Origin of the sequence: Acidiplasma sp. (assembly GCF_038728925.1) — an archaeon.
Taxonomy (GTDB): Archaea; Thermoplasmatota; Thermoplasmata; order Thermoplasmatales; family Thermoplasmataceae; genus Acidiplasma; species Acidiplasma aeolicum.
In genome coordinates this window covers 1-12,985 of the sequence record NZ_JAVYSZ010000016.1, presented here as the reverse complement: position 1 = coordinate 12,985, position 12,985 = coordinate 1, and the positions used below count along the sequence as shown (strand labels likewise).

Here is a 12,985-nt window from a genome sequence, read left to right as displayed (position 1 = left end):
TAATGTTATTCAATATATGATAAAAATGCACCGTAGCCCACCACACGCCTTTTATCCCCGAATGCATCGCCGGAGTTGCTGTGGTGCAAAATCCTTATTTTTCCTCCCATGCGTTTTGTTATATACATAAGTACTGCAATTGCACCAAAACCGCATGCTGTTATATCATATTGATTTATATCATCATAATACCTTGTCAGATTCAATTTTAATATGTCATTTATAATAATATCATCATTTCTGTTATTTTCGTCATAACTTAGGTAATGATTTAAATCGGAACTGATTATAACCGGCGGTATTCTGTTTAATGAATATATGGTTTCTGCAATGCTCTTTGCTGTATGCATGCTCTGGTCTCCAAGTATAATCGGTGCGAATTCAAAATTATTGTCAAATATGTACTGAAGAAATGGGATCTGAACCTCGATTGAGTGCTCTATATCATGTGCCTCCCTATCCTCCTGTATAATTCCTGATTTTTTAATTAATACTTTTGATAGATCTGAATCCACCTTTGCATCACCTAGTGGTGTTTCCCAGAAACCATCGGGATATATTGACGGGTGCCTCGGATATCCGTAATGGTTTGGGCCAATAATAATAAAATCATGCTTTTCAATACCCCTGAGGATATTATAGGCATATGCCGCTGTTGATCCAGAGTAAATATAACCGGCATGGGGCACTATTATACCTATAATTTTTTTAAATTTGATTTGCGGAAAATCCTGGGACATGTACAAATCAAGCATTTTTAAAAGTTCATTCCTATCATCTGGATAAAATGCGCCTGCAACGTATGGCCTTCTGGCATTCATGATAAAGTATTACTATGGCTTATATTAACGTTTATATATGAAAAACAAATGTTTACAGCATTATATAAAAAAATATACTATTAGTATGTTTGCTTGGAAAAGTTATTTTTTAATACCTTTTTTACAGAATCCCTTAAAATAAGATCCAGTGTTGTTGGTGGAATATGTAATATAACTGAAAGCTCCTCAAGCCCAATCCTTTTGGGTGTATCAAAATAACCGAGCTCATATGCCTCATGGAGTATGTATTCAGATTTTGGATCCTGCTTTTTGATCTTATTTATCTTTCTGGATACATTTTTAACATTATATTTTGTTTTTAATGCATCGGATATATAATTTAAATCAGATAATGCATCAAGTTCTATATTCCATTCTATAATGCCATTTGAATCTATTTTTTCCACCAAAGGTTTCTTATCTGTATCTAATTTTTTTAATATTGTTAGGAGTGGGCACGAATTTGTTGTGACCTTTACAACAACAGAATGTTCATTCTGGGATATTATATCATAATCTGATATATTCATATGGTCTTTAAGGTATGGAATAACAAGTTTTAATTTATCTTCATTTGTTGAATATACAAAAATTGTTTCCTGTAAGAGATCATCACTGTAATATTTTTTGAGAAGCTTTACATCAACATTCAATTCCTGAACAAGGCGGGCCGCAAAGCAGCTTTCATATTCAAATTTATAGGTTATATCCATAGTCAACAGTTAATATTATGCTTTAAGCATTATTAAATTTTTTCAAATTAATGCAAAAGTTAATTTACCAGTTTATCGGATTTTAATATAAATAACCATATATAGAAATTTCTAAATTTTAATTTAAATTTTGTGTATTCTTTCATGTAAATAATATATATGGTTTGTATAATAATCCTGAAATCTTTCATTCATAAATTTTTAAAAATCTAATAAATTTTATATTTGTATGGAATTATCATCGCATGAATATAGGCATATTAAATATTCAGGGCGATGTTCAGGAACATTTTGACATGATAAAATCGCTTAAAAGAAAATATAATGTATCACCTGTTAAGGTGAATTCTGTTAATGACCTTGAAAATATTGATGGTTTAATCATACCCGGTGGCGAGAGCACTGTAATTTATAAATTCCTTATTAAAAATAATTTATACGATAAAATTAAATCAATGGCATTAAATAATGATCTTGCAGTTATGGGAACATGCGCGGGGGCAATTATATTATCTAAAGATACAGGAGATGATCGCGTAACAGGTATGGGACTTCTTGATATAACCATTAAAAGAAATGCATACGGCAGGCAGGTTGATTCATTTATTAAGGAGGTTCAAATAAATGGAATGGGCGCATTTAATGCAGTATTTATAAGAGCACCTGAAATAGAGGTTCCAGGAAATGTAAATATATTATCTGAATTAAATAACAGGGCTGTATTTGTTACAGATAAAAACCTTGATATAATGGCACTTACTTTTCATCCGGAGTTAACTGGAGATCCGAGAATACATGAATATTTTATAAGTAAAATTAAAAAATAATTTAAAATTAATTTTTATTTTAGATCTCTTAATGATTTTATCATTTTAACACAGCTCTCAACAGCATCCTTTGCCATCTCTATTCTTGCCTCTGCCTGCAATCTGGATTCCCCTGATCCGGATATGCCAAGTGCAACGGGCTTTTCAAATTCAAGTGATAAATCCGTGATTTTTCTTGCCGCATTGTCCATGATTACCCTGTGATGATCTGTTTCCCCCTTAATTACCGCACCCAGGGTTACAACCCCATCAACATCATCGAGTTTCAAAAGTTTTTTAATTGCAAGCGGCATGTCAAATGTGCCCGGAACCCTGAATACCCTTGAAACATTTACACCAAGAAATTCTGCATATTCTCTTGCCCGCTGGAGCATCATCATTGTTATATCATAATTAAATTCGGCAACAACTATTCCAATATTTATTTTATCCATTTAAATCACCTAGTGTCTGTGCCCTCCCATGGAACCACCGACCGGACCCTTATCAGGAAATCCCTGCCTGAGTCCCATGCCCGCATTTTCAATTAATTTTTTCCTATCAAATATAAGATAGTATGCATTCAATGCATGCTCCCTGGCCCTAGAATCGCAGAGCCATGCCAGCATATCATCGGAATCCGCCTCATCCTCATGGACGAAAACCTCTATAATGTGCTTTTTTTCCTGAAGCTGTACCTCCATGAGGCCTGTGGATGCAATCTGTGCAGACATTTTATCAACAGGCATGGGCCCGGGCATTCCAAATGCCATTACTATATCACATTTATAGTCCTCAAAAAGTATTTTGCATGCAACCGGAAGGTCCTTTATGCCCGGAACAGTGTATCTCTCTATTGTAAAACCCGTGCCAGTTTTATAGAGTTCATCAATGGCAGATGAGGCCATGTCATATCTGGCAAAATTTGTATCTGCAATTCCTATGGTCTTCAATGATTTTCACCCCAGTATTTTATAATTTCATCGCCTGTTATTATATCAAGTGAATTTTGGTCTGCATATTTTTTTGTTTCATCATATGTCATTGAATATCCAGAGTCAGAAAGCATTTCAACTATGGTTGCACTTGGTATTAGGCCGGCCTGCTCTACGAGGTATGTGCTTAGCTCTGTATGACCCCTCCGATTTTTAAAATAACCATCGGTTGCTATCAGCAGGTGAATATGGCCCGGTGCCCTGAAGATTCTTGCAAAATCCTCTGGTTTTTCATTTTTTATATTACCAATAAAATCTGCAATATGATTTACAGTTTTTGATCTATCAATGTCCGGTATTCCGGTAAATGTATCTCTTGAATTCACTGTTATTGAAAATGTGCTGCTTTTATCATATTTCATATCATTGGTGTCTGTTAATGCATTTCCTATTGAAAGATTGCTGGAATATAAATCCTCCAAAAGCGGAAGCCCAATTTTTCTGGCGTGGCATGATTTAATCGTTGTGCATATTAATCCGCCGCCGTTTTTTCTCATCATTCTTATTATCTGTGGTGTGACAAACTGTGATGCAACAACTATATCTGTTTCACCCTCACGATCGCTGGAATCGAATATTAAAACTGGTTTGCCTGATCTAAGGCTCTGCAACGCACTGGAAATCATAATCTGCTTATGGCATAATCATATTTAACTTTTTAGTAGTTACTTAATATTGGGTAATATTTCCGGTTTATAATAATGTGCCTTGGTAATTATATCGTATTCATTTAACAGCTCATTCTCAAAGAAAATGTACCTTTCTGGAATTTTAATATTATGATTATACAGAAATCTTCTTGGTGTTTCAACAGCCATTGATAATACTTTTTCAGGTTCAATATAATTGAAAAATCTCTGATATCTGTAAAGAAAATCCATTTCTGAAAACATATCCGGCTCTGTAACAAAAACATTATCGGTACCCAGCAATAAATCAATACCATGTGCCAAATATCTTGAGTAATCCGGCCTTTTTCCATAAAATATGTTTGACCTTGGCGTTATCACAATGGGTATTCTTAAATGTCCTATCATATCAAGGTCGCTGTCCGAGGCCTCAATGCCATGTACAAGAAAATCAGGTTTTAGCATTAATATTTTGTTTATATCCTCATTAACATTTTCACTGAAATGCATTGCAAAAATTTTTCCCGCACTGTGTGCTTTTTTTGAACATTCCATGGCAGTATTAAAGTCAATATCATTTAATGAACTCAGTGCTATGCCGTCTGCATTTTTTATAATGTCATCTATATTATCATTATTATATGGCCTTCCCAGTATTACAGGCCTTATATAATTTGCCACAGACCTTTTTATTAAATTTATGCCATGAATTCCCTGCTCACGGAAATCAACATATGCCACGGTGCCTGATCCCTCCATGAATAGATTTGTCATCGAGATATATTTTATGATTTCATCATCTGTTGCATTATCGAGAAGCCTGTGCTTGAGCCCACCCGGACCAACTATTTCCGGTATGGTCCCCCTTGGTTCCTCCTTAATAAATGAATCACCAACATGGGTGTGAAAATTTACAGGTGCCGGTATCAGTGTGCCATATAATCCATTACTGGAAATACCCTCACTGAAGCGAAAATTTTCAAGGTCCAATGTTCCTGGTATTATCCTTCCATTATGGTAAATGTTGCCCGTAATAATCATTGTTTTGATAATTATTTTATATTATTTATTAATTTAGTATTTACTTAATAATAAGTTACTTAAAAAATAGTAATACCTCAAAATTGTTATAATATGAAACAATACCAGTGTATGAGACCGTACATTATAATTAATGTTGCCATGGCGCTTAATGGAAAAATATCATCTGCATCGGGAAGATGCAAAATATCCAGTGACAATGACCTTCAAAGGGTTATGGATATACGAAGGAGGGTCGATGCTGTTCTTATCGGTGCAAACACTGTTATCAATGACAATCCAGAATTAAATAATTCCAGATGCAGAATAGTCCTTGACGGAAATCTCAAGCTTTCAGGGAATTATCATGTATTCGATGGCAGGATAAAAACAATCATTGTATCAAAATATAACAAAAAAATAGATAATGCATCAACATTATTTGTAAAAAACACCAGCATAGAATATATTTTGGATGAACTTTATAATTATGGTATTAAGAGCATCCTTGTGGAGGGTGGATCAAATGTTATTAACCAGTTCATTGACAAAAAACTGTTTGATGAATTTTATATTTATATAAATCCTGGAATGGTATTAAACGGCACCGATCTTTTTAATTTAAAAAAAAGGAAGATTATTTTTGAGATAATGTCCGTTGATATGGGAATACTTTTAAATGTCAAAGGCATACTAGACTGATGGCGATGGAAAATTCTGGATATCTTAGATTAAAGTGGGCACGCGATCATATGGGTGTTTCACAAAAAATAAGGGAGAGATTTTTAAAAGAAAAACCCCTGAAGGGAATTAAAATTGCGATGGCGCTTCACGTTGAGGCAAAAACTGGCATATTCGCATTATTATTAAAGGAGGGTGGTGCCGATGTCAGGCTTGCATCCTGCAATCCACTGAGTTCTGATGATTCTGTTGTTGAATCATTAAAGAATGATTATAATATGAAGGTTTTTGCAAGAAAGGGTGAAACAGAGAAAGAATACTATGAAAATATAGAGAAAACCATAGATGAGATTCCTGATATTATTATCGATGATGGCGGGGACCTTACCAACCTTGTGTCATCAAAACCCGAAATTGTTAAAAACCTTATGGGGGGAAATGAGGAAACAACCACCGGTGTTGTTAGGTTAAAGGCTATGGAGAGGGCTGGTGCATTAAAATTCCCAATGTTTGATGTAAATGATGCACAGATGAAGCACCTTTTTGATAACCGTTATGGCTCAGGCCAGAGCGCACTTGACGGCTTTATGAATGCAACAAATATATTAATTGCAGGTAAGCACGTAATAGTTGCAGGCTACGGCTGGGTTGGCAAGGGTGTTGCCATGAGGCTGAAGGGCATGGGTGCCGATGTTACAGTGACAGAGGTTGACCCGGTGAAGGCCATTGAGGCTGTAATGGATGGCTTTAACGTTGATACAATTAATCATGCAATAAGAAATGCTGATATTGCCTTTACGGCCACCGGTATGAAGAATGTAATATCATACGATGATATGCTTGCCGCCAAAAAGGGCATAATACTGGGCAATGTTGGGCATTTTAACAATGAAATAGCCGTTGATGACCTTAACAGGAGAAGCCTTGGAAAAACACAGGTAAGAAACATGGTCACCGAGTACAGGCTTGAAAATGGAAATACGGTAAATGTAATATCAGATGGCAGGTTGCTTAATCTGGCATCAGGGCAGGGTCATCCCGTGGAAATCATGGATTTAAGCTTTTCACTTCAGGCACTTACCGCAGAGTATATTGTCAAAAACCATGAAAAGCTTCAGAACAGGGTTTATCCTGTGCCGGAGGAGATTGACAGGCAGGTTGCGGAAATAGAATTGGATGTGCTTAATATAAAAATAGATAGGCTTACAGATGAACAGTTAAAATATATGGACAGCTATACAGAGGGCACTTAATTTATTTATAAATTAATATAATATTATATTTCCTTAATTTTTAATAATTACCATTTTTTCATTTATAAAAATTATATATAGAATTAATTATTATTATTGCATGAGGCTTGGCATAGTAAGCATAGATAATAAAAGGCATATTGCGCTTTTCAATGGTAATAAAATCGCACTGGCTGATAATTTTGGGGTAAAAAAGCAGGCCATAAAGGACCTTGACCGTGAGGATTTTAAAAAAATTGAGAACATTAATGAATTCGAATCATATGATTATTCATTTGAATCAGCAGTTGATAAATCCTCAAACATTATATGCATAGGGCTCAATTATAAAACACATATTGATGAAACACGGGAGAAATCGTTTGATGACCCTGTCTTATTTTTAAAATCAAATAATTCATTAACAGGAAATAACAGCAGGGTAAGGATATTAAAAAACATGAATGTTGATTACGAGGGTGAGCTTGGTGTTATGATTGGAAAAAAGGCCAGGGATGTTTCAAAAAGGGATGCACTTGACCATGTTTTTGGCTATTTTATTGCAAATGATGTAAGCTCGAGGAAAATGCAATTTTTGAATGGCCAGTGGTTTATAGGCAAGAGCTTTGATGGCTTCTTCCCCAATGGGCCATACATTGTTACTGCGGATGAAATTCCGGATCCTCAGGATTTAAGAATACAGACCTATCTTAATACTGATCTGAGGCAGAACTCATCCACTGATTACATGATACACCCCGTGGATGAGCTTATCAGCTATATATCAAAATACATAACGTTAATGCCCGGGGATGTAATATCTACGGGAACACCGTCAGGCGTGATACTTGGCATGCCAGAGGATAAAAGAATCTGGATAAAGCCGGGTGATAACGTTACTGTAAAAATCGATAAAATAGGGGAATTAAAAAACAGATTTGTGGAATAAAAATTATGTATTATACATTAATAGTAAAGCCTGGATTAAAAACAAGGCGCAGGGTAACATTATTAAAGAAAAGAATTAGCAATGAATACGGTTACATAGGCACATTAAGCAATAAGGGCGTGCATATAACACTTGCATATTTAAAGGATTACAGGCATCTTGACATGGATAAAGTGTATAATGTCTGCAAAAATATAAAGGCTTTTAACATAGGCTTCGATGGGCTTGATTATTTTCAGAGGGAAAAAAACGGCAGAATTTTTTATATTGTTTATCTTAAAGTAATTTATCCATATGAATTTAGGAGACTCCATGATCTGATTAATAATGCTTTAAAGGATAATGTAATTAATTCATCAGAGTTTGTTCCACATTTAAGCATAGCCAGGAAAAACATACACGATGACGAACTAAATAAAATACTTGAAAAATATAAAAATTTTAAACTGGATTATGAGGAAAAAATTGATCATATTCTTATTGGAAGAAGGTCCTCAATGGAAAAGCGCTGGAATTTCAAAAGGGTTTATTTCAATGATAAATTTTAATTATTCAATGGCATTCTGAATTATGAAAAAGATTTTATTAATAATACTGGATGGACTTGGTGACAGGCCTAACAGGGCCCTTGGCAATAAAACTGCACTTCAGGCTGCATTTAAGCCAAATCTGGATTACCTTGCAGATAATGGAGTTACCGGTTTAATGTCCCCAGTAGGTTTTGGCATCAGAAGCGGATCGGATACATCGCATTTATCAATACTTGGTTATAATCCAAGGGAATATTACACGGGCCGCGGTCCATTCGAGGCACTTGGTCTAGGCATAGACCTTCAGCCGGGGGATGTTGCATTTAGGGCAAACTTTGCATCGGTGGAAAATGGAAGGGTAACAGACCGCCGTGCAGGGCGTATAAAGGATACCACAGAGCTTTCAAGGTCCCTTGAAACTGAGATAGACGGTGTTAAATTTATAATAAAATCTGGTGTGGAGCATCGCGCAGCACTGGTTATCCGCGGGCCAAACCTTTCTGATAGGGTCAGTGAAACAGATCCGCATGCAATAAATTCTGATATTATGCTTACAAAACCACTGTCACCGGAGGCGGAATTTACATCCAGTGTTATCAATAAATTTCTTATTAGATCAAGAGAGATATTAAATAACCACGAGGTTAACAAGAAGAGGATTCAGAATGGAGAGAAGCCTGCAAATGAGATAATGATCCGTGGCGCAGGTAAACTTCCAGAAATGCCATCCTTTGAAAAGCTTTATGGTTTAAAGGCCGCATGTGTTTCAGGCACACCATTGATAAGGGGAATAGCAAGAATGGCAGGATTTGACATTCTTAATGTTTCGGGAATGACAGGCAGAACCGATACAAATTATGAAAATGTAATATCAGCTGCCGTGGATGCCCTGAAAACACATGATTTTGTCCTTGTAAATATTAAGGGCACAGATATTGCCGGCCATGACAGAAAGCCCGAGCTTAAAAGGGAGGTAATTGAAAAAACTGATCGTGCCATGGAGGGGCTTAAAAAACTTCTGGATACAACAGTAATAGCGGTAACAGGTGACCATAGCACACCATGCAGTTTTGGCGATCATACCGGCGATCCTGTGCCGATATTAATATCAACATCAGGAATAACCAGGGATTATGTTAAAACATTTGATGAGGCAAGCGTATCCCTTGGATATTATAAAATTACAAGCCTTGACATTATGCCATTGCTCCTTTCATATTCAGATAGGTCAGAAAAATACGGTGCATAAAACAAAAGTTTAAAATATTAACCTTATTTACAATTATGAAGGAATTAAAATTTGCAAGGTCAATAGAGATAAATTCAAAACCGGATGTTATATATAAGGTAATTACAGATATCCCAAGAATTCCTGATTTCTGGCATGGAACAAGGGAAATAAATAAAATAGGTGAAAACAGGTATGATGTAAAATTTGCATTCCCATCAAGGGCTGTTAGCACCTTTGAATTTGACAGGAATAGCTTCATATTTATACAGAATTACATTAAGGGCCCATTTACAGGATATACAAAAAATACAATTAAATACGATGGAAATAAGAGCATACTTACAACGGAATGGAATATCAAGCTTGGCCCATCATTAATCCTATTTTCACGAAGGTTGCAGGGTCATTTTGAATCAGGTGCAGAAAATGCATTAAAAAGAATAAAGGAATTTGTAGAATCTAATGCAGGGGAATAACCTCTGTATCCTTTGGAACATCCACATCCATTAATTCTGTGCTCAAATATGTTCTTGGGAACACGCTTAATGCATCATTAAGAAGAATTTTAAGATCATTGTACCTTGCGCTGTAATGGAATAAATATAATTTTTTCACATTTGCATCCCTTGCTATTTCCGCAGCCTGTCTGGATGATGTGTGGCCGTATTCATTTACCATGGGCTCCATGGATGAATCCATTGTTGAATCGTGGATTAAAACATCTGCATTTTTGGCAAATTCAACCATGGAATTTAACGGTCTGGTATCCCCGCTGTAAACTATTTTTCTTCCCTTTTTTATGCCCAGTGAAACATCCTCTATTTTGAAAATTTTGTTGTTTATTTCCAGCCTTCCGAGTGATCTTAGCTCCTCAAGTTTATTCACCGGAAAATTTATTTTATCCACCAGATTTCTATCAATTTTATATGCATCCTTCTCCTCAATGGAATATGATATTGCAGGTACGGGATGATCGCTTTTTAATGTCCTTAGTAAAAATTTTCCAAGGTCATATGTTTTTCCATAATCCAATTCCGTAATTTTTATATTAAAATTCAATGAATAATAACCAAGGTCTATTATCTTTTTAACAAAATATATTGCACCGGGCGGGCCATAGATATTAAGGTCATTTTCCCTTCCACTGAATGACATTGTATTTATTAGGCCGGCAAGCCCAAGAAAATGGTCCCCGTGAAAATGTGTAATAAATATGTTTTTAATATCCATGTACGAAATAGAACTCTTCATAATCTGCTTCTGTGTGCCCTCACCGCAGTCAAATAGGTTAAGGACATCATCAATGTGGACTGCAACGGCAGGCAGTGCCCTTCCCGGTTTTGGTAATGAGCCACCTGTGCCAAGGAATGTTATTTTAATATTTGATGCCATAAAAATGGCTATGCAAAATTAATATATTACATTTCATAAATTAATTATATTACATTTATATTTATAATTCATGATAGATCAGGAGGTAAATATTAAGGGGAAAAAATATGAGTACATTAATGTTAAGCTCGGAACCAAAGCACCAATGGTTGTTTTAAAGGGAGAAACAGGGTATATCATGTGTGGTTACCTGAACATTGATGCTGCAAATGCAATGGGTGATATAGCCGTAAGGGTAACCGGGGTAAATGACATAAATGATGTATTGAATTCAAAGGTAAATTCGTGCTCACAGAGGGCATTGGAGCTTGGCATAAAGCCCGGTGATAATATAATGGATGTAATTGATAAATTATAGGTAATCTGGTAAACCAATAAACTTATATACTTATAAGCCATTATTACCTGATAGTTATGGCAGAAAAAAAGGAACTTGAAAACAAGGAAGAGGATGCAGAGGAGGAGACAGTCATAAGAAAGACAATTTCAATAAAGGGTGTAAGCTCAGACCTTTATAAAAGAATACAGAAATTATCCAGCGATACTGGAAAAACAATTGGGCAGATAACAGATGAGGCATACAGGTCATTTGTTGGTTCAATAGATAATGCAAAGCATTTATCAGATAACTTTATAAAGGGCCTTAAGGAGGGTTCATCGGAATATATCGAAAACATAAAGGATCTTGATATATCCGGGAAGGATCTTGAGGAAATAGGAAGGAAAATAGTCTTTAAAAACATAGAAAATCTAACATTTACAGATATTACCGGTGAGCAGTTTGATAAATACGTTATATCAATAATAAATGTTAAAAATGTAATAATACCAAAAACACTAAGCAAGGCAAAGGTCATATTAAGATGCAATTTTGTCGATAAAATTACATCATAATTTTTTTAATTTATCCTTAAAATAAAACGAGCTTTCAACCTCTGATATTATTGCAAGATCTCTGTTTATTTTTATTATATTTTTAAAGATCTCTTCATGCATTGGCACCCAGTATTTTTCCTCGTAATCCGGATTCATTGATAGCATGAATTTATGCTTTGCCCTAAAAACGCTATCTGTAAGCTCAGAATTTATTGTATCACCATCCTTCCAGTAGCCCTCCAAATACGTCCTTGTAATTGAATTGAGCATATCAAGAAGATTCTTTTTGGTGGTTGTTTCCGCATTTTCCGGCCTTATTTTATATTCATTTTCAATATTTCTGTAAAAATCCATGTCTATACCGTTGAAATAAATATTATAGGACCTTTTAAGCATTGATATTTCCGGGAAATCATCAGGATTTTTATTATATTCCTTCTCAGAAGTATATGCTATGAACACCTCATGATAGCCAAGTGAACCGGGCATGTCTGCAAGATCTTTATATGTGTAATTTTTTATTTCATTATGCAGCTTTCCAACAGTGGATAAAACAATCATAATATGTAATAACATTAAGGGTTTTAAACTATTCATTAAATCCAATTTTTTGTAATAAATATTTTTTATATTTTTTTAAATTGAAATAGGCCATTTAAAGACAAACAAAGTATTTACCTGAGAAATGTCATAAAATTCATGAGGTTCAATGTTGAAAATTTAAAATTAAGAGTTTTCTCAATTTTTTCTGACGATACATCGTAATTATAACAACTAGAACTGTTTATTTTTATGAAATAATAATTATCAACATTAAGTGTCCCTGCAATGGTCCTGCCAAAATCATAAAGCGTCATATTATCAGGTGATGCCAGATTATATATATCATTGTCGCTGTATTTTATTATCGCCTCAACTGCCATTGAGGCATCACGGTTCAGTGTTGGATTAATTCTTATGCTATTATCGAGTTTCAAGGGTGTTCTTCCCCTGAGTGAAACAAGTATGTCCGTATATATGTTTTTAATACATTTACCATATATTAAACCTGATCTGAATATAATATAATCATTATCCTTTTTTGCCTCGGCCTCACCCATTAGCTTTGTT

The 12,985-nt window shown here is 34.9% G+C and carries 18 protein-coding genes; 9 read left to right on the top strand and 9 right to left on the bottom strand.

Going from position 1 to position 12,985, the window contains the following annotated elements:
- Positions 1-5: 5 nt before the first annotated feature.
- Together QXW15_RS06500 and QXW15_RS06495 are read right to left on the bottom strand one after the other, a co-directional pair.
- Complete coding sequence (locus QXW15_RS06500; RefSeq protein ID WP_048102489.1) at positions 6-821, bottom strand: MEMO1 family protein; 816 nt, start codon at positions 819-821, stop codon at positions 6-8.
- An 80-nt stretch (positions 822-901) separates the two neighbouring features.
- Entirely contained in the window at positions 902-1,534 is a 633-nt protein-coding gene (locus tag QXW15_RS06495; protein WP_048102488.1) for a helix-turn-helix domain-containing protein, read from the bottom strand.
- 245 nt (positions 1,535-1,779) lie between these two features.
- Here QXW15_RS06495 and pdxT point away from each other — a divergent pair, with 245 nt between their 5' ends.
- Positions 1,780-2,361: a pyridoxal 5'-phosphate synthase glutaminase subunit PdxT gene (pdxT, locus tag QXW15_RS06490; RefSeq protein WP_048102487.1), complete on the top strand. Its 582-nt coding sequence runs from the start codon at positions 1,780-1,782 to the stop codon at positions 2,359-2,361.
- Positions 2,362-2,375: 14 nt separating this feature from the next.
- On the opposite strand, the gene ribH is transcribed toward pdxT, so the two are convergent.
- The 4 genes from ribH to QXW15_RS06470 are packed head-to-tail and all read right to left on the bottom strand — an operon-like array spanning position 2,376 to position 5,005.
- Positions 2,376-2,795 carry a 6,7-dimethyl-8-ribityllumazine synthase gene (ribH, locus tag QXW15_RS06485; RefSeq protein WP_048102486.1) on the bottom strand — a complete coding sequence of 140 codons (420 nt, stop codon included), beginning with the start codon at positions 2,793-2,795 and terminating at the stop codon, positions 2,376-2,378.
- A gap of 9 nt (positions 2,796-2,804) precedes the next feature.
- Positions 2,805-3,293 (bottom strand): riboflavin synthase, encoded by a 489-nt coding sequence (gene ribC / locus QXW15_RS06480; protein WP_054964071.1) that lies wholly within the window; start codon positions 3,291-3,293, stop codon positions 2,805-2,807.
- The gene (ribB, locus tag QXW15_RS06475) at positions 3,290-3,961 is read right to left on the bottom strand and encodes a 3,4-dihydroxy-2-butanone-4-phosphate synthase (protein WP_054964070.1); all 672 of its coding nucleotides are present in this window, start codon (positions 3,959-3,961) and stop codon (positions 3,290-3,292) included. The genes ribC and ribB overlap by 4 nt, the downstream gene beginning before the upstream one ends.
- Positions 3,962-4,000: 39 nt before the next feature.
- Entirely contained in the window at positions 4,001-5,005 is a 1,005-nt protein-coding gene (locus QXW15_RS06470; RefSeq protein ID WP_054964069.1) for an amidohydrolase family protein, read from the bottom strand.
- Positions 5,006-5,116: 111 nt separating this feature from the next.
- Between QXW15_RS06470 and QXW15_RS06465 the strand changes: the two genes are divergently transcribed.
- The 6 genes from QXW15_RS06465 to QXW15_RS06440 all read left to right on the top strand — a co-directional run bounded on the left by QXW15_RS06465 (position 5,117) and on the right by QXW15_RS06440 (position 10,083).
- Positions 5,117-5,686: a dihydrofolate reductase family protein gene (locus tag QXW15_RS06465; protein WP_054964068.1), complete on the top strand. Its 570-nt coding sequence runs from the start codon at positions 5,117-5,119 to the stop codon at positions 5,684-5,686.
- Between the two features lie 5 nt (positions 5,687-5,691).
- The gene (locus QXW15_RS06460; protein WP_048102558.1) at positions 5,692-6,918 is read left to right on the top strand and encodes an adenosylhomocysteinase; all 1,227 of its coding nucleotides are present in this window, start codon (positions 5,692-5,694) and stop codon (positions 6,916-6,918) included.
- Positions 6,919-7,018: 100 nt separating this feature from the next.
- A complete protein-coding gene (locus QXW15_RS06455) occupies positions 7,019-7,846 on the top strand; it encodes a fumarylacetoacetate hydrolase family protein (RefSeq protein WP_055032292.1) in 828 nt (275 codons plus the stop codon).
- A 5-nt stretch (positions 7,847-7,851) separates the two neighbouring features.
- Entirely contained in the window at positions 7,852-8,394 is a 543-nt protein-coding gene (locus QXW15_RS06450; protein ID WP_048102478.1) for a 2'-5' RNA ligase family protein, read from the top strand.
- 22 nt (positions 8,395-8,416) lie between these two features.
- Positions 8,417-9,625: a 2,3-bisphosphoglycerate-independent phosphoglycerate mutase gene (locus QXW15_RS06445; protein WP_054963884.1), complete on the top strand. Its 1,209-nt coding sequence runs from the start codon at positions 8,417-8,419 to the stop codon at positions 9,623-9,625.
- Between the two features lie 35 nt (positions 9,626-9,660).
- On the top strand, positions 9,661-10,083 hold the full coding sequence (locus QXW15_RS06440; protein WP_055032290.1) for a hypothetical protein: 423 nt from the start codon (positions 9,661-9,663) through the stop codon (positions 10,081-10,083).
- On the opposite strand, the gene rnz is transcribed toward QXW15_RS06440, so the two are convergent.
- Positions 10,067-10,999 (bottom strand): ribonuclease Z, encoded by a 933-nt coding sequence (gene rnz / locus QXW15_RS06435; protein WP_055032291.1) that lies wholly within the window; start codon positions 10,997-10,999, stop codon positions 10,067-10,069. The genes QXW15_RS06440 and rnz overlap by 17 nt on opposite strands.
- 70 nt (positions 11,000-11,069) lie before the next feature.
- Here rnz and QXW15_RS06430 point away from each other — a divergent pair, with 70 nt between their 5' ends.
- Both QXW15_RS06430 and QXW15_RS06425 read left to right on the top strand, forming a co-directional pair.
- Complete coding sequence (locus tag QXW15_RS06430) at positions 11,070-11,357, top strand: YunC family protein (RefSeq protein WP_048102473.1); 288 nt, start codon at positions 11,070-11,072, stop codon at positions 11,355-11,357.
- A 56-nt stretch (positions 11,358-11,413) separates the two neighbouring features.
- Positions 11,414-11,893 carry a hypothetical protein gene (locus QXW15_RS06425; protein ID WP_342790190.1) on the top strand — a complete coding sequence of 160 codons (480 nt, stop codon included), beginning with the start codon at positions 11,414-11,416 and terminating at the stop codon, positions 11,891-11,893.
- Here the strand turns inward: QXW15_RS06425 and QXW15_RS06420 are convergent.
- Positions 11,888-12,436 (bottom strand): hypothetical protein, encoded by a 549-nt coding sequence (locus QXW15_RS06420; protein WP_287954935.1) that lies wholly within the window; start codon positions 12,434-12,436, stop codon positions 11,888-11,890. The two genes, QXW15_RS06425 and QXW15_RS06420, sit on opposite strands and share 6 nt — an antisense overlap.
- A 113-nt stretch (positions 12,437-12,549) precedes the next feature.
- Positions 12,550-12,985: sugar nucleotide-binding protein (locus tag QXW15_RS06415; RefSeq protein ID WP_342790189.1), on the bottom strand; the 436-nt coding region annotated here is incomplete at its 5' end.